This window comes from Sphingobium fuliginis (genome assembly GCF_004152845.1).
Lineage (GTDB): Bacteria > Pseudomonadota > Alphaproteobacteria > Sphingomonadales > Sphingomonadaceae > Sphingobium > Sphingobium fuliginis.
Window position 1 is genome coordinate 358,879 of sequence record NZ_SEON01000002.1, and the last position, 18,316, is coordinate 377,194.

An 18,316-nucleotide genomic window follows, 5' to 3' on the forward strand; every position below is an offset into this window, starting at 1 on the left:
GCATGGGGCGCGCCATGGACATTTTACCCGATCTCGGAGGTTTCCTCTCCCCGGAAAAATGCTCTAGAGCGTGCGCCCATGAGTGAAACCGCTTCCTTTGGCTATCGCGATGTCGAAGCCGCCGAAAAACAGGGGATGGTCCGCGCCGTCTTCTCCAATGTGGCGTCCAAATATGATCTGATGAACGACGCCATGTCGGGCGGCGCGCATCGGCTCTGGAAGGACCAGTTCGTCAGCCGGGTGAAGCCGCGCCGGGATGAGCTTATCCTGGACATGGCGGGCGGCACCGGGGACATCGCCTTCCGCATGCATCGCCATGGCGCGCGGGTGACGGTTTCCGACATCAATCCCGAAATGCTGGCCGTGGGCGTCGATCGGGCGAGGAAGAAGGGGCTGGAAGGCCTCATCTGGTCGGAGCAGAATGCCGAGGAGCTGAGCTTCGCGGACCGGGCGTTCGACGCCTATACGATCGCCTTCGGCATCCGCAACGTGACCCATGTCGACAGGGCGCTGCGCGAGGCGCATCGGGTGCTGAAGTTCGGCGGGCGCTTCTTCTGCCTGGAATTTTCCACCACGACATGGCCGGGCTTTTCCGACGTCTATGACGTCTATTCGCACCGGCTGGTGCCCAGGCTCGGCAAGCTGCTGGCCGACGATGAGGACAGCTATCGCTATCTGATCGAATCGATCCGCCGCTTCCCCCCCATGCCGGCGTTCGAGCGGATGATCCGCGACGCCGGCTTCGTGCAGACGAAGGTGGAACCGATCCTGGGCGGGCTGGTGGCGATCCATAGCGGGTGGAAAATCTGATGGGGCGCCCGTCACGTCCTTCTCCCGCAGGGGAAGGGCATAAATAGCGATGCCTTCCCACCTCACGCATATCTGGCGGCTGCTGAAATGGGGCCGCACCCTGGCGCGGCATGGCGCGCTGACCGGGATCGAGCGCGATCCGCTGACGCCGACGCCGGTGCGGCGGCTGGTGCGGGTGGCGCGGCTGGGCGCGCGGGTGCCCCGGCAGCCGCGCTATGCCGACGCCTTCCAGTCCATCGGCCCGGCGGCGATCAAGCTGGGCCAGACGCTGGCGACGCGTCCCGACCTGGTGGGGGAGGATGCGGCGAACGACCTGCTGCGCCTGCAGGACGCCCTGCCCCCCGTGCCGTTCGCCACCATCCGCGCGCAGATGGAGCAGAGCTTCGGGCGGCCGCTGGAAACGCTCTACAGCCGCTTCGACGAGGTGCCGGTGGGCGCCGCCTCCATCGCGCAGGTGCACCGCGCGGTGACGACGGACGGGCGCGATGTCGCGGTGAAGGTGATCCGCCCCGGCGTCATCGACCAGTTCAACCGCGACATCCAGACCTATGAATGGGCCGCCGCCCATGTCGAGATGCTGGGCGGCGAAGTGGCCCGCCTCCGCCCCCGCCTCGTCATCGCCAACATGAAGCGCTGGACCGCGCGCGAACTCGACCTGCGGCGGGAGGCGGCCTCGGCTTCGGAACTGGGCGAGGCGATGGAGGCCATGCCCGGCTATCGCGTGCCCGCCATCGACTGGGATCGCACGACCGGCAAGGTCATGACGATGGAGTGGATCGACGGGGTCAAGATCTCCGACCGGGACGCGCTGATCGCCGCCGGCCATGATGTGAAGGAAATCGCGGCAAGGCTGGTCAACGCCTTCCTGCGCCAGGCGATCGCCGAAGGCTTCTTCCATGCCGACATGCATCAGGGGAACCTGTTCGTCACCGCCAATGGCGACATCGTCGCGATCGACTTCGGCATCATGGGCCGCATCGACCGGCGCGCGCGCATGTGGCTGGCGGAAATCCTCTACGGCCTCATCACCGGCAATTACCGCCGCGTGGCGGAAATTCATTTCGAGGCGCAATATGTGCCAGGCCATCACAATGTAGAGGAATTCGCCACCGCGCTCAGAGCCGTGGGCGAACCGATGCGGGGCAAGCCGGTGCGCGAACTGTCGGTCGGCGGCATGCTGGACGGCCTGTTCGCCATCACCCGCGATTTCGACATGCAGACCCAGCCGCACCTGCTGCTGCTCCAGAAGACGATGGTGATGGTGGAGGGCGTCGCGACCGCGCTCGACCCCGACATCAACCTGTGGGAGACGAGCGGCCCCTATGTGAAGGAATGGCTGCGCGCCGAACTGGGGCCGGAGGCGAAGGCCGCCGACGCGCTGATCGAGAATGTCCGGATCTTGCAGCGCCTGCCGGGCCTTGTGAAGCGGATCGAGGAAGCCTTTCCGGAAAAGGGCGGCGCCCCCCCTCCGCCGCCCCTGACGGAGGTCAGGCTGATCCGGGTGGGCAGCGGCTGGCGCTATATGCTCGTGGCCTTGCTGGCGGGGATGGCCGGCGCGGGCGCGATGGCGGCGGCTACGACCTTTTGGTGACGGCCGGCTCCTGGTTGCGAGCCCGCCGTCGGGCACGGCCTCGACGCGAACCCGCTACCTTATGCCATTCCGACGCCTCGAACCCGCCCGAAATGGGTGCTGAGCTTAGGGCCTGAACTTCAGCGTGGCCGCCGGCGCCTCGCCGGTCAGCGGCGTGATCTTCCAGACGATCCGTTTCCCCTGCGCCACGTCCTGCGCGCCGTCTTCCTGGTTCTGGCTGACGATCTCCGCATCGGTGGTGAGGGTGAAGGTGCCGTCCAGCGCCTTGGCGGCATCGTCGCCGCCATTGCCGCCCATCGGGTTCTGGCTCTTGTCATAGCCGTTGGAATAGCCCGGCGCCTTCACCCGCGCCCGGTCTTCCCCACGCAGTTCCACCGCCACGAAGGGCAGCACGATCTGCGCGTCGCTGTTGAAGGGAAAAAGGAAGGCGTGGGTCAGCCGGCCGCTGATCGCATAGTCGATCTCGAACCGGCGATTGCCCATGTAGCGGGCCGACCGAAAGCCCTTCTCCTTCGACAGCGCCGCCGCGATCGCCTGCATCTGCTGCTCGTCGCCCTTGTCGTCCTTGACGTCGAAACGCTCCTCGGCCTTGCCCTGCGTCCCGGACCGGAGCGCCGTGCGCAGGCTGCTCTGCTGGTCCCTGGGCGTCGCGCCGTTGATCGGATCGTCATTGCCCGGCATCGAACCCAGGCCCTTGCCCATGTCCGATGCCAGTATCTCGCCCTTATAGGTAAAGCTGAAGCTCCGGTCGGCGCGGATGTCGAGCGTGGAATCGAACCTGCCCGGCGTCACCAGGCAGCCGGAGAGCAGCAGACTGGCCGCCAGCACGGCGCCCGAGCGTAGAAAGACCGTCACGATCGAACCCCCTGTCGTCCGTGGCCCCGGCCGCTACCGGCTGGCAGCCGCGTAGAGGGCGATCGCCGCCGCATTGGAGACGTTCAGGCTCTCCATGCGCGGGCTGATCGGCAGTTTAGCCAAAATGTCGCAATGCGCCATGCTGTTGTGGCGCAGCCCTTCGCCCTCGGCCCCCAGCACCAGCGCGACGCGGGACGTGCCGATGGCCTCGCCCAGCGTCTGCTCCGCCTCGCCGTCCAGCCCGATGCGCCAGTAACCGGCTTCCGCGATCTCATCCAGCGCCCGGGCAAGGTTCACGACCCGCACCCAGGGCACGATCTCCAGCGCGCCCGACGCGGCGCGCGCCAGCACCCCCGATTCGGGCGGCGCATGGCGGTCCTGCGTCACGATGCACAACGCGTCGAACGCCGCGGCGGACCGCAGGATCGCGCCGACATTATGCGGGTCCGTCACCTGGTCCAGCACCAGCACGGGCCTGTTATCGTCCTGCCCCGCCTCCAGCACGTCGCCCAGCCAGACATCGTCCAGCGGCTCCACCTCCGCGACGATCCCCTGATGCGGCGCGTCCGACGGCACCATGCGGCCCAGATCGGCGCCATCGGCATAGACGATGGGCAAGACGGGCGGCAGGTCGAGCGCGTTCAGCGCCTCCCTCGTCCCCCATATCTTGCGCACCACCCGGTCCGGATTGGCGAGCGCGGCGATGACGGCATGCCGTCCATAGAAGCGGGGAAAGGTCCCTTTGGCCTTTCCGGTGCGATTTCCTCTTTTCATGGGAAGCGCTCTTTTCACATTGGGCCATTGACAGGCAAGTCTCCTTTCGCCATTGGAGCGCCCTCCAGCCGGTCGGGGCACCCTCCGACGCCGGTTAGGCGACTGGACAGGTGGCCGAGTGGTTAAAGGCAGCAGACTGTAAATCTGCCCGGGTTTCCCGTACGCTGGTTCGAATCCAGCCCTGTCCACCATCGCTGGCCGCGGGCGCCGCCGCCGGACCGAATTGATCCGCTTCAGGGCTCATCCCATCTCTCCATAGCTTGCTTTCCTGCGCGCATTGACGGGATAAGTGCGGTTCATCCGGAATCTGTTACGCTCCCCTTGATGACCCCAGTTCCTCCCGCGACCCGCCGCGCCGTCCTGACCGCCGCCCTTGCCGGCTTCCTGACCCTTCCCCTGCCCCGCCGCGCCCTTGCCGCGACGGAGGTGGAGCGCGTGGACGATCTGATCGCGCGCATGACCATAGAGGAGAAGGCGGGGCAGATGACCTGCCTGGCCGACAGTTTCCGCCCCTATAATCCCCCCAATCCGCAGGTCGGCATCCAGAATGAAAGGCAGCTTGCCGACGAAATCCGCAAGGGCCGGGTCGGCTGCCTGTTCAACGGCATCGGCGTCGCGGGCGCGCGCCGCGCGCAGGAGATCGCGCTCAAACAAAGCCGCCTCGGCATTCCGCTGCTGTTCGCGGGCGACGTCATCCACGGCCTGAAGACGATCTTTCCCGTGACCCTGGCCGAATCCGCCAGTTTCGATCCGTCGCTGGCGGAACGCACGGCGCGCGCCATGGCGGTGGAGGCGACGGCGGCCGGCCTGCACCTGACCTTTGCCCCCATGGTCGACGTCGCCCGCGACCAGCGCTGGGGCCGGGTGGTCGAGGGAGCCGGGGAGGATGTCGCTCTGGGCGGCCTCTTCGCCGCCGCCCGCGTGCGCGGCTTTCAGGGGCGCGACCTGCGCCGCGACGATTCCCTGCTCGCCTGCCCCAAGCATTTCGCCGCCTATGGCGCCGTCGCCGGGGGCCTCGAATATGGCAGCGTCGACATCAGCGACGAAACGCTGCGCGAAACCCATCTCCCGCCCTTCGGCGCCGCCTTCGCGGCGGGGGCGCTCACCACCATGGCGGCGTTCAGCGAGATCAACGGCGTGCCCGCCACCGCCGACCGCGACCTGCTCACCGACACGCTGCGCGGCGAAATGAAGTTCCGCGGCTTCGTCTTTTCCGACTATACGGCGGACGAGGAACTGATCGCCCACGGCTATGCCGAGGATGAGCGCGACGCCACCCGCCTCGCCATATTGGCCGGGGTCGACATGTCGATGCAGAGCGGCCTTTACATCCGCCACATCCCCGATCTGGTGAAAAGCGGCGCGGTGCCGATGGAAACGGTCGACGTCGCCGTCCGGCGCATCCTTTACGTCAAGACCGCCATCGGCCTGTTCGACAATCCCTGGCGCTCGCTGGACGAGGAAGCGGAAAAGACCCGCATCTCCACCCCCGCCCATCGCGCCTTGGCGCGGGAGGCGGCGGCGCGTTCCATCGTGCTGCTCCAGAATGATGGCGTCCTGCCGCTCAATCCCGCCCGGGCGCAGACCATCGCGCTCATCGGCCCGTTCGGGGAGGACAGGGAGAATGTCTACGGCCCCTGGGCCTTTTACGGCGACAAGGGCAAGGGCGTCGACATCGCCACCGGCCTGCGCGCCGCCATGCCGGACCCAGCCAGATTGCTGGTCGCGCCGGGCAGCGGCATATTGACGCCCATCGACGGGGGCGTCGCCAAAGCGGTGGAAACAGCGAAGGCGGCGGACATCGTCATCCTGGCGCTGGGCGAATCGCAGGACATGTCGGGCGAGGCGCAGTCCCGCACCGCCATCGAAATCCCCGTCGTGCAGCAGGCGCTGGCCGATGCCGTCGCCGCGACCGGAAAGCCCGTCATCGTCCTTCTCCGCCACGGCCGCGCCCTGGCGCTGCATGACGGCGTGGCGAATGCGCAGGCGATCCTCGCGACCTGGTTCCTCGGCTCCGAATCCGGCCATGCCATTGCCGACATCCTGTTCGGCAAGGAGAACCCGTCCGCCAAGCTGCCGGTCAGCTTCCCCTGGGAATCGGGGCAGGAACCCTTCTTCTACGACCGCAAGTCGACCGGCCGCCCGGTCATCGACAACCGCACCGAATATCGCTCGCGCTACGCCACCACCGACAACAGCGCGCGCTATCCCTTCGGCCACGGTCTCAGCTACAGCGATTTCACGCTGGAAGGGTTGAAACTGTCCGACACGGCGCTGCGCTGGGACCGCGCCATCGAAATCACCGCCCGCCTCACCAACAAGGGCACCCGCAAGGGCAGTGAAGTCGTCCAACTTTATATCCGCGACCGTGTCGCCAGCCGTACCCGCCCGATCCGCGAGTTGAAACGCATCCAGCGCGTCACCCTCGACCCGGGCGAGAGCAGGACGGTGCGCTTCTCCCTGTCCCGCACCGACCTGCAATTTGTCGGCGCGGGCAGCAGGATCATCGCCGAACCGGGCCTGTTCGACCTCTGGCTGGGGCAATCATCCAATGGCGGCCTCCACAGCCAGTTCACGCTTTATGCGGCGGAAACCACGCCCGCTTTCCCCCAATAAACCATCATCCCCACCCCGGATGGCGTCCATCCCGATCCCGTCACCTCTTTCCCCATTTCGTCATCCCCATCTCACTCCCGTCATCCCCGCGAAGGCGGGGACCCATCTCCTGCCCGTTCCCCTTGACGCCTCCCAAAGGACATGGACTCCCCCACCGCCCAAACCCCTGTCCTACACGGCCCCGACCATGGCATAGCGCCCTCACGCTCTTTCCCACCGTCAACCCATTCCACCCGCCCTAAGCGGGCATCTTCCGCACACCCATTCCGCAAAAATTCTCCTATTGCGAAATCAACGCCACCGGTCCGCACCCACGCAAATGCGTCGGCCACAACGCCGTGAACTTCGCAGGCATGAGGCAGTCTGCAAAACTCCCCCTCGACGCCTTCACCACGCCTTGCCGCTCTGCTAGAGGCCCCCTCCATGCTCAACCTGAACGGCATCACCGTGCGCCTCGGCGGCCGCACTATTCTCGACCGCGCCAGCGCTTCCCTGCCGCCGCGCAGCCGTGTGGGCCTGATCGGCCGCAACGGCGCGGGCAAGTCGACCCTGATGAAGGTGATGATCGGCCAGATCGACCCGGACGAGGGCAGTTGCGACATGCCCCGCGACACGCGCCTCGGCTATATCGCGCAGGAAGCGCCCTCGGGCACGGCCACCCCCTTCGACACCGTCCTCGCCGCCGACAGGGAACGCGCCGAACTGATGGCGGAGGCGGAACATACGCAAGACCCCGACCGCCTCGGCCATATCTACGAACGGCTGAACGCGATCGACGCCTATACCGCGCCGGCCCGCGCCGCCCGCATCCTCGTCGGCCTCGGCTTCGACGAGGAAATGCAGGGCCGCCCGCTCGACAGCTATTCGGGCGGCTGGAAGATGCGCGTCGCCCTTGCCGCGCTGCTTTTCTCCAACCCCGACCTGCTGCTGCTGGACGAGCCGTCGAACCATCTCGACCTCGAAGCGACGCTCTGGCTGGAAAATTTCCTCAAGGCCTATCGCGGCACCGTGGTCGTCATCAGCCATGAACGCGACCTGCTCAACAATGTGGTCGACTATATCCTGCATCTGGAGGGCGGGAAGATCACCCTCTATCCCGGCGGCTACGACGCCTTCGAACGCCAGCGCGCCGAACGCCTCGCGCAGCAGGAGGCCGCCCGCGCGAAACAACAGGCCGAACGCGAGAAGTTGCAGGACTATGTCGCCCGCAACTCCGCCCGCGCCTCCACCGCGAAACAGGCCCAGTCCCGCGCCAAGGCATTGGCCAGGATGCAGCCCATCGCCGCGGCCATCGAGGACCCGACGCTGCATTTCGGCTTCCCCAGCCCGCCGGAACTGCGCCCGCCGCTCATCACCATGGACATGGCGGCGGTCGGTTACAACGACACGCCCGTCCTGCGCCGCGTAAATCTGCGCATCGACCCCGACGACCGGCTGGCGCTGCTCGGCCGCAACGGCAATGGCAAGACCACGCTCGCCCGCCTGATCGCCGCGCAGTTGAAGCCGATGGAAGGCGCGATGAACGCCTCGGCCAGGATGAATGTCGGTTATTTCACCCAATATCAGGTGGAAGAACTGGACGTCGGCGACACGCCGCTGGAACATATGAGCCGGGTGATGAAGGGCGCCACCCCCGCCGCCGTCCGCGCCCAACTCGGCCGCTTCGGCTTCTCCGGGGAGCGCGCCACGCAGAAGGTCGGCTCCATGTCGGGCGGGGAAAGGGCGCGGCTGGCCCTCGCCCTCATCACCCGCGACGCGCCGCATCTGCTGATCCTCGACGAACCGACCAACCATCTCGACGTCGACAGCCGCGAAGCGCTGGTGCAGGCGCTGAACGACTATTCGGGCGCGGTGGTCATCGTCAGCCACGACCGCCACATGATCGAACTGGTGGCCGACCGGCTGGTGCTGGTCGACAATGGCACGGCCCAGCCCTTCGACGGCAGCCTGGAGGATTATACCGACATCATCCTGCGCAAGGCCGACGGCAATGGCGGCAATGGGGGTTCGGGGGGCGATGCCCCGAAGACCGACCGCAAGGCGGAAAAGCGCAACGCCGCGCAATGGCGCGAACGGCAGAAGGCGGCGAAGAACGCCGTCAGCAAGGCGGAAAAGGAGATGGCCATGCTGACCGCCGAACGCAGCCGCATCGACCAGGCGCTGTTCGACCCCAAAAGCGCGACCGGCGCGGAGGCGAAGATGACCATGACCGAACTGATGGTGAAACGCGCCGACCTGGAAAGGAAACTGGAAGCGGCGGAAGAAAGCTGGATGGAGGCCAGCGCCGCGCTGGAGGAGTTATAGATCGCGGAAACCAGGCTCCGTTCGGGCCGTTTTCACGAGCCACCTGTCCCGTTCAAATGTCGAAGCCCTTCACTTTCTTGAAGAGAAGCGCCTGATCATTCCGTCAAAGGCCCCTCCAGCCCATCCGCCCCCGTCCGCATCTTCGTCACGATGTTCCAGGTCGCGATGAACAGCGCCGCGATCACCGGCCCGATGACGATGCCGTTGAACCCGAACAGGTCGATCCCGCCCAGCGTGGTGATCAGCACCACATAGTCGGGAATCCGCGTGTCCCGCCCGACCAGTATCGGTCGCAGGATATTGTCCACCATCCCGATCACGAACATGCCGCAAAAGGCGAGGATCAGCCCCTTCACCACCGCCCCGGTGACGAACAGGTAAATGGCGACCGGCACCCAGATCAGCCCGGTTCCGACCGCCGGAATCAGCGAGAAGGCCCCCATCAGCACGCCCCAGAGCAGCGCACCCGGCAAGCCCAGCACCCAGAACACCACGCCGCCGATCAGCCCCTGGACGATGGCGACGACGATGCTGCCCTTGATCGTCGCACGCGTGACGACGACGAACTGATTGATCAGGGCCCGGCGATGCGCGGTCCGCATCGGCGCGGCCCTGTCCACCATCGCCGCCAGCTTCGGCCCGTCGCGCAGCAGGAAGAAGGTAAGGTACAGCATCACGCCCAGCGCCATCAGGAAACTGAACGCGCTCTGCCCGATCTGCAACGCCTGCGTCGCGACCGTGCGGAAGCTCGACGCGACGCCGGCGCTCAGCATTTCGCGCACGGCGGCGAAGTTGGTTATGCCCAGCCGGTCGAGAAAGGCCGCGGCCCAGCCGGGCAGGCTCGCCTGGAATTGCGCGAACATCCGCGCGAAGTTGATCTCGCCGCTTTGCACCTTGGCGTAGAAGAGGGTCGCTTCCTGCACCAGCGCCATGGCCAGGATGATCGCCGGCACGATCACCAGCGCGACGATCAGCAACAGCGTCAGCGCCGCCGCGCTGTTCCGGTGCCGGGGCATCATGCCGATCAGCTGCTGGTTGACCGGCGCGAACAGGATCGCGGCGATCACGCCCCACAATATGGCGGCGAAAAAGGGCTCGACCACCAGCGCGAAGGCGACCGAGACGATGAGGACGAAGCCCAGGAAGACCCCATCCTCTATGCGCGCGCTTGGCTTTTCCGTGCTCCTGTCCATGACGCCGCTTTGGCAGAAGTGCAGCGCCAAATCCATGCCTGCTTATTCCGCCTGCGCACTGAACCCGAAGCTGACCGACACCTTGGGGTCCAGTCCCGCGCTGCTCTCGCCATTGCCGACGCCGAAGGACGCGCGCGCGATGGTGGCCGATCCTGAGACCTTCCGCGCCTTGCCGGTGCCGGAAAGGGTGAAGCGGATGCTCTGCGGCTTGCTTACCCCCTTGAGGTTCAGTGTGCCCGAAGCGCGATAGGCGTTTGTCCCCGTCTTCTCCGCGCCCCTTGCGGTGAAGACGGCCCTGGGATGCGCCGCCACGCCGAAGAATTCGTCCCCGGCCAGCATGCCGTCCTTATAGCTGTCCCCGACGCTGGCGCTCGCCAGGTCGATCTCCACGCGGATGTCCGCGCTGTCCGGATGATCCGGGTCCATGACGATCTTCGCCGTCCATTTGGAGAAGCGGCCGCTGATCGTCTCGCCGCTGTTACCGACGGAAAAGCCGATGGTCCCGCCGGGCTGCACCGACCAGGCGGGCGGCGGTCCCACCGGTTCTTCCGCGACCGCCGCATTGCCGGCTTCGGCCGGGGCCGCGGCATTGACGGCATCGTCGGCCGGCTCAGCGGCATTGGCGGGCATTTCCTCTTCCTCCTCGGCCGCCGCCGGCAGGACCGGCAAGGCCACCGCCTTCGCTGCGGGCGCTGGCAGGACGGCGCGCCCAAGGACGAACCCCACCGCGATCAGCGCGGGCAAGGCTGCCAGCAACAGCGGCGAACGCGCCGGCATCATCCGCCACAGCAACCCATCGCCCATCAGCACATGATGCCGCAGCGCACCCCCGACGTGCAGGACGAACAGCGCGATGCCGATCCAGGCGATCAGGGCGTGTCCGCCCTCGGCCAGTTCATGCGCGCTCATGGGCAGGGGCAGATGAGGCAGGGGGACGATGCCGAAGATCAAGGTCGGCACCTTCACCTTCGCGGTCGACACCAAGGCCCATCCGGTGAGCGGCGCGCCCAGCATGAACAGATAGAGGCCCGCATGCACCGCCTTGGCCAGCGCGCCCTGCCAGCCGCGCTCGACCGGCGCGGGACGCGGCTTCCAATAGCGCATGGCGACGCGGGCGAAGGTCAGCAGCAGGATCGAGATGCCGATCGACTTATGCCACTGGAAAAGCGCGAAGCCGCGCGCGCCAAGATCCTCGAGCGCCCATCCCACCGCGATCTGGAAGGCAAGCAGGGCGGCGATCGCCCAGTGCAGGAAAATGGCCAGCCGACTATAGCGTTGCATCGAAACCCCCATGCGCGACAATCCGGCCCGGAAGCTATGCTGCACCTGCGCGGAAGTCTACCGCCGCGCCCGGAAACGATCCGTTACCTCAGCAGAACGATAAGCTTCGCGCCTGTGTCATAAAGGTCGCAGTCCGATCAATTTCGACCCGATGATTGCATCCCCGCCGCCAAGGGCTAAGAGCATAGGAAAACAGGACATAGGACAAGCAGGACATGGCCAAACCCGAATCCTGGCGCCTCCGCCCGGAAGCTTATCGTTTCGTCACCAGCATCGACACCCGCTTCCAGGACATCGACACGATGGGCCACATCAACAATGTGGCGATCTCCGGCATATTCGAAACGGCCCGCATCCGCTTCCACCATCATCTGGGCCGCCATCCGCAGGAACAGGGGGTGCGCTGGCTGGTCGCGAACGTGAACCTCAATTTCGTCGAGGAATCCCACTTTCCCTATCCGTTCGAGGTGCACTGCGCGATCGGCCATATCGGGCGCACGAGCTGGACGATCAGTTCGGCGGGCTTTCAGAAGGGCATATGCGTCGCCACCGCCGACACGACCGTCGTGACCCATGGTTCGGAAGGGCGCCGCACCATCGACGAGAGTCTGCGGGAGGCGATGGAACGCAACTTCATCATCCGTCCGGACTGATGGGATCGCATCGATTTTCAACCGATCATGGCCCGCTCTAGCGGAAGCCGTCCATGCGGCGGCTCCACTGGAAGGCGATGACCGCCGCCTTGGCGGGCTGGATCATCGCCAGCGCAAGCAGGATCGCAAGACCCGGCCATAGCGCCGCCTGCACCCCCAGCGGAATATCCAGCGCCGCGTTCACCTCTATCATCAGCGGCACGAGCAGGTGCCCCAGCAGCAATATGACGATATAGGCCGGGAAATCGTCCGCCCGCGATGCGTCCCAGGCCTGTCCGCAATGGCGGCAGGCGGGACTGGGCTTCAGGAAGCGGGCGAACATCCGGCCTTCGCCGCAGGCGGGACAACGGCCCCTGAGGGCCAGCGCCAGCGCCGGCCGCAGCGGCCGCGCCGCATCATCCTGGGGCAATCCCTTGTTCATGCCCTCCCCCCTATGGCCAATGCGCACCCCGTGCAACATGCCCGCGCCCTGTTAGAGCTTCCGCGCCGCGCAAAGCCTGTTAAGAGGGCGGCCATGCGCCTTCCGGGACCGACCGAAGCCTTCGTCCTGTTCGACGACGCCCGTGCCCGGGCTCCCGCCCCCGCGCGCCTCTATCGCGATCCGGTATCGGTCATCGCCGCCCATCGGCTGGCGGAGGTGCAGCCAGCGCTCGACCGGCTGTCCGAAGCGGCAGAAGCCGGGCTGCACGCAGCAGGCTTCATCGCCTATGAAGCCGGGCTGGCGCTGGAGGACCGCCTTCACCCGCTGGCGGAACGGCATCGGCAGGACAGGCCGAAGACGCCGCTGCTCTGGTTCGGCCTGTTCGAAGGGGTGCGCCTGATCGATCCCGCCGCCATGACCGGCCTGTTGCCGGACCCGGCGGGCGCCAGGGTCGATCGCCTCCAGCCGCTGATCGACGAGACCGCCTATCGCGCCGCCTTCGCCCAGGTCCAGGACTATATCCGCGCCGGCGACATCTATCAGGTCAATCTGACCTTCCCCTGCGCCGCGCATTTCATCGGCGATCTCATGGCGCTCTATGCCGCCATCCGTCCGCGCCAGCAGGCGGGCTATGGCGGCGTGCTGCGCACCGGGGAACATTCGATCCTCTCCTTTTCGCCGGAGCTGTTCTTCACCCATGTCCGGGGCCAGTTGACCGCGCGCCCGATGAAGGGCACCGCCCCCCGCGATCCCGATCTCGCCAGCGACGCGGAACTGGCCCAATGGCTGGAGCGGGATGCCAAGCAGCGCGCGGAAAATCTGATGATCGTCGACCTGCTGCGCAACGATCTGTCGCGCGTCTCCCGCGCCGGCACCGTCACTGTGCCCGACCTGTTCAAGGTCGAAACCTATCCGACCGTCCACCAGATGGTGTCGACCGTCCGGGCCCGGCTGTTGCCCGGCCTGTCGCCCGTCGACGTGCTGCGCGTCCTTTTCCCCTGCGGGTCGATCACCGGCGCGCCCAAGGTCCGCGCCATGGAGATCATCGACGCGGTCGAGCCCTTTCCGCGCGGCGTCTATACCGGCTCCATGGGCTGGATCGATCCGTCGGGCGATGCCGCGTTCAATGTTGCCATCCGCACCATTTGCGTCGAAGAAGGCAGCAGGGAGGGACGCCTGGGTCTGGGATCGGGCATCGTCGCGGATTCGGATGTCGCTTCCGAATGGGCGGAATGTCTGGCCAAGGGGCGCTTCCTCGCACCGGCCTGATTCATCGCGCCATCATCGATCGGCATAAGGGGTTTGCAATTTTCCATGGCATTGGCTGACGGACGGTTCGATCTGCTCGAAACCATGGCCTTCGATCCGGTCGAGGGCATCAGATTGCTCGAACTGCATCTGGAGCGGTTGAAGACCAGCGCGGAGGCGCTCGATTTCGCCTTCGACCGCCATAATGTGCGCAATGAGCTTCAGGCCGCGACCTTCCGCCTGCGGGAGCGCAGCCGCCTTCGCCTGCTGGTGTCGCGCCGGGGCTCCATCGCCATCGAAGTGCGCGAGCACCGCACCTGGCCGCAGGCGATCATGCAGGTCGCGCTCGTCCCCCGCAACGCCCCCGCCGCCGATGCGCGGCTGGCGCACAAGACGACCGACCGTTCGCTCTACCGTGACGCCCTGCGGCGCGGCGGCACCTATGAAGTGGTGATGACGGACGAACAGGGCTTCCTGACGGAGGGCAGCTTCTCCTCCATCTTCGTCGAACGCGGCGACAAGCTGCTGACCCCGCCTTTGTCGCGCGGCCTGCTGCCCGGCGTGCTGCGCCGCAGCCTGCTCGACATGGGGGAGGCAGTGGAGGCCGACCTGCGCCCCCGCGACCTGGAAACCGGCTTCTTCATCGGCAATGCGGCGCGCGGCATGGTGGCGGCGTCGCTGGTGCGCTAGAGCATCGTGCGCAAAAGTGGGAACCGGCTTTGCGCTTGAAAGGATGCGACAACAAAAGCTTGGAGCGCGCGCCCTGCGTACGATTGAACGCAGCGCGCTATAGGGGCACGGGCAACCCTTTTCCGCACGGAATGAATTGCAGATCTTCCTCCCTCCCGGCCCTATAATCTGCCGTTACGGCCAGCCGAAGCCAACTGGCGGTTGCCCCTTCTTTCGTTGCACACTAAGGAGCCTCGCGTCCGCTTCACGCGGACCTAGGGGATTCTAGAGAAAGATTGTCATGATGAGCCAGACTTCCGCAGCCCTCGGTCGCATCCAGCCCTCCGCCACCCTGGCGATGAGCGCGCGCGTGAATGCCCTGAAAGCCGAAGGCGTGGACGTCATTGGCCTCTCCGCCGGCGAACCGGACTTCGACACGCCTGATTTCGTGAAGGAGGCGGGGATCGCGGCGATCCGCAAGAACCTTACCCGCTATACCGACGTGGACGGCACCGCCGACGTCAAGGAAGCCGTCGCCTTCAAGTTCAAGCGCGACAATGGCCTTATCTACAAGCGCAGCCAGATCAGCGTCAATTCGGGCGGCAAGCACACGCTGTTCAACGCGCTGGTCGCGACCGTCGACGTGGGCGACGAGGTCATCATTCCGGCGCCCTATTGGGTCAGCTATCCCGACATCGTGAACTTCGCGGGCGGCACGCCGGTCTTCATCGAGGCGCCGGCAAGCCAGGGCTACAAGATCACCGCCGCCCAGCTGGAAGCCGCGATCACGCCGAAGACCAAGTGGGTCATGCTGAACTCGCCTTCCAACCCGTCAGGCGCAGCCTATTCGGCCGAAGAGCTGAAGGCGCTGGGCGAAGTGCTGCTGCGCCATCCCCATGTGCTGGTGATGACGGACGATATGTATGAGCATGTCTGGTACGCGCCCACCCCCTTCGCCACCATCGCGCAGGTCTGCCCGGACCTCTACGACCGCACGCTGACGGTCAACGGCTGCTCCAAGGCTTTTTCCATGACGGGCTGGCGCATCGGCTTTGCCGGCGGCCCGGAATGGATCATCAAGGCGATGGGCAAGCTCCAGTCGCAATCGACCAGCAATCCCTGCTCGATCAGCCAGGCGGCCGCCGTCGCGGCGCTGACCGGCGACCAGGATTTCCTGGAAGAGCGCAACGCCGCCTTCAAGAAGCGCCGCGACATGGTCGTCGCCATGCTGAACGACGCACCGGGCCTGGACTGCCCGACGCCGGAGGGCGCCTTCTACGTCTATCCCGATGCCAGCGGCGTGATCGGCAAGACGACGCCCAAGGGACAGGTGATCGACAGCGACGAAGCGCTGATCGGCTATTTCCTGGACGAAGCGAAGGTCGCCGCCGTCCACGGCGCCGCCTTTGGCCTCTCCCCGGCCTTCCGCATCAGCTACGCGACTTCGGAAGAGGTGCTGCGCAAGGCCTGCACCCGCATCCAGGAAGCCTGCGCCGCTTTGAAGTGAGCCCTCTTCAATCCCCCCGGGCTTAGCCTGGAACGGGACCAGCGAAGCTGGAAGGGAAGGACCGGACGCCAAGTCCGTCCTTCCCCTCCCCCATCACCTCCATTTCGGAAACGGAAAATTTCTCCGGCGCCGTCTTGCAGATGGAGAGCGGGGGTCTATATCCCGTTTCGAACCGAAACTGGCCTTGCCCGACATCCATCGTCCCACATCGGACGTTGGTCGAAACTGCCCTGGCGCAGCGTTCATCCGGGACTAAGCCGCGCGACATTCATTTCCGCCCGCTTGCGGCGACCAAGACGACCGAAAGGAAGAACGCCATGTTGGCCTTCTTGAAATCCGACCTGTTCCTGCGCTTCATGGGCGGGTTCGCGATCGGCGCTATCGGGGTCTTCGTGCTTCAGCCGAACAGTGACGCGCCGCCGCTCACCAGTCCCGCCATGGCTGCATCCGCCCCGGCCGCCGGCGATGCGGCGCGCTGACGGCATCGCGCTTGCTTTTCTGGCGGCCCTGGCCGTCGCTTCCCCTTTGCGTGCCGAACGGCCGGTCCTCCCGCCCGCCCCGGCGGTCGACGCAGCCCCTGCCCGCAAGCTTGAAACCGCCATCTTCGCGGGCGGTTGCTACTGGGGCGTGGAAGGCGTCTTCTCCCATGTAAGGGGTGTCCGCCTCGCCGTCTCCGGATTCGCAGGCGGTCCTCGGGGCCGCAGGGTCGATTACGAACAGGTCAGCCAGGGCGATACCGGCTTTGCCGAAGCCGTTCGCGTCACCTACGATCCCCGGCAGGTCAGCTACGGCACGTTGCTGCGCATCTTCTTCTCAGTGATCGCGGACCCGACCACGCTCGACTATCAGGGCCCGGACCACGGCACCCAATATCGCAGCGCGCTATTTCCCCTGAATGCAGGGCAGGACAGGGCGGCCCGGGCCTATCTCGCCCAACTCGGTCAATCGGGCCTCTGGCGCGATCCCATCGTCACCCGAATAGAAGGCTTCACCGGCTTCCAGGATGCGGACCCCCATCATCAGGACTTCCTGACGAAGAACCCGCGCCATCCCTATATCCAGCGTTGGGACATGCCGAAGCTGGCCGCCCTCAAGACGATGTTTCCGGCATTCTACAGCGACCGCCCCTCTGCCTGAAAAGGGAGTTTTCATGAGCGACACCCACGGCCTCAAGCTGCTTTCGACCCTGGATGACGACGGCCGCCTGATCGTCGAACTGGCCGAAGAAACGCTCCCCGCTCCCACGGGCGATCAGGTGCTTGTCCGGGTGGAAGCCGCGCCGATCAACCCCTCCGACCTTGGGCTGCTGTTCGCTTCCGCCGATGTGGCAAATGCGGATTATGCCGAAGGCCGGATCGTCGCCCGCATGCCCGATCCCGCGCGCCGCGCGCTTGCGGGGCGGGTCGGCCAATCCATGGCCATCGGCAATGAAGGCGCGGGCACGGTCATCGCCGCGGGCGAGGCACCGGAAGCCCAGGCCCTGCTCGGCAAGCGGGTCGCGATGATCGGCGGCGGCATGTACGCGGAACATCGCTTGCTCGCCGCCAGCGGCTGCATGGTCCTGCCCGACGATGTCACCGCGGAGGAGGGCGCATCGGCCTTCGTCAATCCGCTGACGGCGCTTGGCTTCGTCGAAACCATGAAGCGCGAAGGGCATAAGGCGATCGTCCACACCGCCGCCGCGTCCAATCTGGGCCAGATGCTGGTGCGCATCTGCCAGGAGGACGGCATTCCGCTGGTCAATATCGTCCGCAATGAAGCGCAGGTGGCGATCCTCAGGGATCTGGGCGCGGAATATGTGCTGGACAGTTCCCGGGACGACTTTCTCGTCCAGCTTCAGGACGCGGTCGCCGCCACAGGCGCGTCCATCGCCTTCGACGCGATCGGCGGCGGCCATCTGGTCAGCCAGATCCTCCATGCCATGGAGCAGGCCGCGAGCAAGGACGCGCCCTATAGCCGCTATGGCTCGAACGTTCTGAAACAGGCCTATGTCTACGGTGCGCTGGACCTGTCGCCGACCATCCTGACGCGCAGCTTCGGCTTTGGCTGGAACGTCGGCGGCTGGCTGCTTTTTCCCTTCCTGCAAAGGACGGACGCGGAAACGGCCGAACGCCTGCGCCAGCGGGTGCGCGACGGTCTGACGACGACCTTTGCCAGCCATTACAAGGCGCGCATCTCCCTCAAGGAAGCGCTGACCCGCGACGCCGTGCTGACCTACAATGCCCGCCGCACGGGGGAGAAATATCTGATCGTCCCGAACGGCTGATGGCGGGCAGAGGGCAGCTGTCGCGCCCAACGCGACCCGGGGCGCCGCTTTTCTTCCGAAACGCAGACGTCTGAATGGCAGGCCCCCCCGGATCAAGTCCGGGGGTGACACGGAGGACGATGTCAGGA

16 protein-coding genes and 1 tRNA gene are annotated in these 18,316 nt (G+C 66.1%); 12 read left to right on the top strand and 5 right to left on the bottom strand.

What is annotated here, in order from left to right:
* Window positions 1–78 precede the first annotated feature (78 nt).
* Window positions 79–810: a class I SAM-dependent methyltransferase gene (locus EWH10_RS06605; RefSeq protein ID WP_025551633.1), complete on the top strand. Its 732-nt coding sequence runs from the start codon at window positions 79–81 to the stop codon at window positions 808–810.
* Window positions 811–859: 49 nt separating this feature from the next.
* Window positions 860–2,401: a 2-polyprenylphenol 6-hydroxylase gene (ubiB, locus tag EWH10_RS06610; protein WP_044661614.1), complete on the top strand. Its 1,542-nt coding sequence runs from the start codon at window positions 860–862 to the stop codon at window positions 2,399–2,401.
* Window positions 2,402–2,506: 105 nt separating this feature from the next.
* On the opposite strand, the gene EWH10_RS06615 is transcribed toward ubiB, so the two are convergent.
* Both EWH10_RS06615 and rlmB read right to left on the bottom strand, forming a co-directional pair.
* Window positions 2,507–3,256 carry a hypothetical protein gene (locus tag EWH10_RS06615; RefSeq protein WP_044661613.1) on the bottom strand — a complete coding sequence of 250 codons (750 nt, stop codon included), beginning with the start codon at window positions 3,254–3,256 and terminating at the stop codon, window positions 2,507–2,509.
* Between the two features lie 33 nt (window positions 3,257–3,289).
* Entirely contained in the window at window positions 3,290–4,030 is a 741-nt protein-coding gene (gene rlmB, locus EWH10_RS06620; RefSeq protein ID WP_025551629.1) for a 23S rRNA (guanosine(2251)-2'-O)-methyltransferase RlmB, read from the bottom strand.
* A gap of 104 nt (window positions 4,031–4,134) precedes the next feature.
* Between rlmB and EWH10_RS06625 the strand changes: the two genes are divergently transcribed.
* From EWH10_RS06625 to EWH10_RS06635, 3 genes are all read left to right on the top strand, one after another.
* Window positions 4,135–4,221, top strand: a tRNA-Tyr gene (locus EWH10_RS06625).
* A gap of 133 nt (window positions 4,222–4,354) precedes the next feature.
* On the top strand, window positions 4,355–6,646 hold the full coding sequence (locus tag EWH10_RS06630) for a glycoside hydrolase family 3 N-terminal domain-containing protein (RefSeq protein ID WP_044661553.1): 2,292 nt from the start codon (window positions 4,355–4,357) through the stop codon (window positions 6,644–6,646).
* A 423-nt stretch (window positions 6,647–7,069) separates the two neighbouring features.
* Window positions 7,070–8,950 (top strand): ABC-F family ATP-binding cassette domain-containing protein, encoded by a 1,881-nt coding sequence (locus EWH10_RS06635; protein ID WP_044661552.1) that lies wholly within the window; start codon window positions 7,070–7,072, stop codon window positions 8,948–8,950.
* A gap of 95 nt (window positions 8,951–9,045) precedes the next feature.
* On the opposite strand, the gene EWH10_RS06640 is transcribed toward EWH10_RS06635, so the two are convergent.
* A complete protein-coding gene (locus EWH10_RS06640; protein WP_065846217.1) occupies window positions 9,046–10,143 on the bottom strand; it encodes an AI-2E family transporter in 1,098 nt (365 codons plus the stop codon).
* A 42-nt stretch (window positions 10,144–10,185) separates the two neighbouring features.
* Window positions 10,186–11,424 carry a YceI family protein gene (locus tag EWH10_RS06645; protein ID WP_044661551.1) on the bottom strand — a complete coding sequence of 413 codons (1,239 nt, stop codon included), beginning with the start codon at window positions 11,422–11,424 and terminating at the stop codon, window positions 10,186–10,188.
* Between the two features lie 215 nt (window positions 11,425–11,639).
* On the opposite strand from EWH10_RS06645, the gene EWH10_RS06650 reads away from it, so the two are divergent.
* Complete coding sequence (locus EWH10_RS06650) at window positions 11,640–12,077, top strand: acyl-CoA thioesterase (RefSeq protein ID WP_025552022.1); 438 nt, start codon at window positions 11,640–11,642, stop codon at window positions 12,075–12,077.
* Between the two features lie 37 nt (window positions 12,078–12,114).
* Here the strand turns inward: EWH10_RS06650 and EWH10_RS06655 are convergent, their stop codons facing one another.
* Window positions 12,115–12,498, bottom strand: coding sequence for a DUF983 domain-containing protein (locus tag EWH10_RS06655; RefSeq protein WP_044663034.1), 384 nt, complete (start codon window positions 12,496–12,498; stop codon window positions 12,115–12,117).
* Between the two features lie 93 nt (window positions 12,499–12,591).
* Between EWH10_RS06655 and pabB the strand changes: the two genes are divergently transcribed.
* The 6 genes from pabB (at window position 12,592) to EWH10_RS06680 (ending at window position 18,188) form a co-directional block, all read left to right on the top strand.
* Window positions 12,592–13,767 (top strand): aminodeoxychorismate synthase component I, encoded by a 1,176-nt coding sequence (pabB, locus tag EWH10_RS06660; protein ID WP_044661550.1) that lies wholly within the window; start codon window positions 12,592–12,594, stop codon window positions 13,765–13,767.
* 45 nt (window positions 13,768–13,812) lie between these two features.
* On the top strand, window positions 13,813–14,436 hold the full coding sequence (locus tag EWH10_RS06665; protein WP_044661549.1) for an aminotransferase class IV: 624 nt from the start codon (window positions 13,813–13,815) through the stop codon (window positions 14,434–14,436).
* A 283-nt stretch (window positions 14,437–14,719) separates the two neighbouring features.
* Window positions 14,720–15,922, top strand: coding sequence for a pyridoxal phosphate-dependent aminotransferase (locus tag EWH10_RS06670; protein ID WP_044661548.1), 1,203 nt, complete (start codon window positions 14,720–14,722; stop codon window positions 15,920–15,922).
* Between the two features lie 317 nt (window positions 15,923–16,239).
* A complete protein-coding gene (locus tag EWH10_RS21690) occupies window positions 16,240–16,401 on the top strand; it encodes a hypothetical protein (RefSeq protein WP_165363330.1) in 162 nt (53 codons plus the stop codon).
* On the top strand, window positions 16,388–17,059 hold the full coding sequence (gene msrA, locus EWH10_RS06675) for a peptide-methionine (S)-S-oxide reductase MsrA (RefSeq protein ID WP_065846212.1): 672 nt from the start codon (window positions 16,388–16,390) through the stop codon (window positions 17,057–17,059). Before EWH10_RS21690 ends, msrA begins: the two co-directional genes overlap by 14 nt.
* A 13-nt stretch (window positions 17,060–17,072) precedes the next feature.
* Complete coding sequence (locus EWH10_RS06680) at window positions 17,073–18,188, top strand: zinc-binding dehydrogenase (RefSeq protein WP_044661545.1); 1,116 nt, start codon at window positions 17,073–17,075, stop codon at window positions 18,186–18,188.
* Window positions 18,189–18,316 lie beyond the last annotated feature (128 nt).

What these genes read in the sequence shown, in the direction of transcription:
- rlmB (WP_025551629.1), bottom strand. Translation starts at nt 4,030, where the DNA reads ATGAAAAGAGGAAATCGCACCGGAAAGGCCAAAGGGACCTTTCCCCGC.
- EWH10_RS06655 (WP_044663034.1), bottom strand. Translation starts at nt 12,498, where the DNA reads ATGAACAAGGGATTGCCCCAGGATGATGCGGCGCGGCCGCTGCGGCCG.
- pabB (WP_044661550.1), top strand. Translation starts at nt 12,592, where the DNA reads ATGCGCCTTCCGGGACCGACCGAAGCCTTCGTCCTGTTCGACGACGCC.
- EWH10_RS21690 (WP_165363330.1), top strand. Translation starts at nt 16,240, where the DNA reads ATGTTGGCCTTCTTGAAATCCGACCTGTTCCTGCGCTTCATGGGCGGG.
- EWH10_RS06665 (WP_044661549.1), top strand. Translation starts at nt 13,813, where the DNA reads ATGGCATTGGCTGACGGACGGTTCGATCTGCTCGAAACCATGGCCTTC.
- ubiB (WP_044661614.1), top strand. Translation starts at nt 860, where the DNA reads ATGCCTTCCCACCTCACGCATATCTGGCGGCTGCTGAAATGGGGCCGC.
- EWH10_RS06650 (WP_025552022.1), top strand. Translation starts at nt 11,640, where the DNA reads ATGGCCAAACCCGAATCCTGGCGCCTCCGCCCGGAAGCTTATCGTTTC.
- EWH10_RS06605 (WP_025551633.1), top strand. Translation starts at nt 79, where the DNA reads ATGAGTGAAACCGCTTCCTTTGGCTATCGCGATGTCGAAGCCGCCGAA.
- EWH10_RS06680 (WP_044661545.1), top strand. Translation starts at nt 17,073, where the DNA reads ATGAGCGACACCCACGGCCTCAAGCTGCTTTCGACCCTGGATGACGAC.
- EWH10_RS06635 (WP_044661552.1), top strand. Translation starts at nt 7,070, where the DNA reads ATGCTCAACCTGAACGGCATCACCGTGCGCCTCGGCGGCCGCACTATT.
- EWH10_RS06645 (WP_044661551.1), bottom strand. Translation starts at nt 11,424, where the DNA reads ATGCAACGCTATAGTCGGCTGGCCATTTTCCTGCACTGGGCGATCGCC.
- EWH10_RS06630 (WP_044661553.1), top strand. Translation starts at nt 4,355, where the DNA reads ATGACCCCAGTTCCTCCCGCGACCCGCCGCGCCGTCCTGACCGCCGCC.
- EWH10_RS06640 (WP_065846217.1), bottom strand. Translation starts at nt 10,143, where the DNA reads ATGGACAGGAGCACGGAAAAGCCAAGCGCGCGCATAGAGGATGGGGTC.
- msrA (WP_065846212.1), top strand. Translation starts at nt 16,388, where the DNA reads ATGCGGCGCGCTGACGGCATCGCGCTTGCTTTTCTGGCGGCCCTGGCC.
- EWH10_RS06670 (WP_044661548.1), top strand. Translation starts at nt 14,720, where the DNA reads ATGAGCCAGACTTCCGCAGCCCTCGGTCGCATCCAGCCCTCCGCCACC.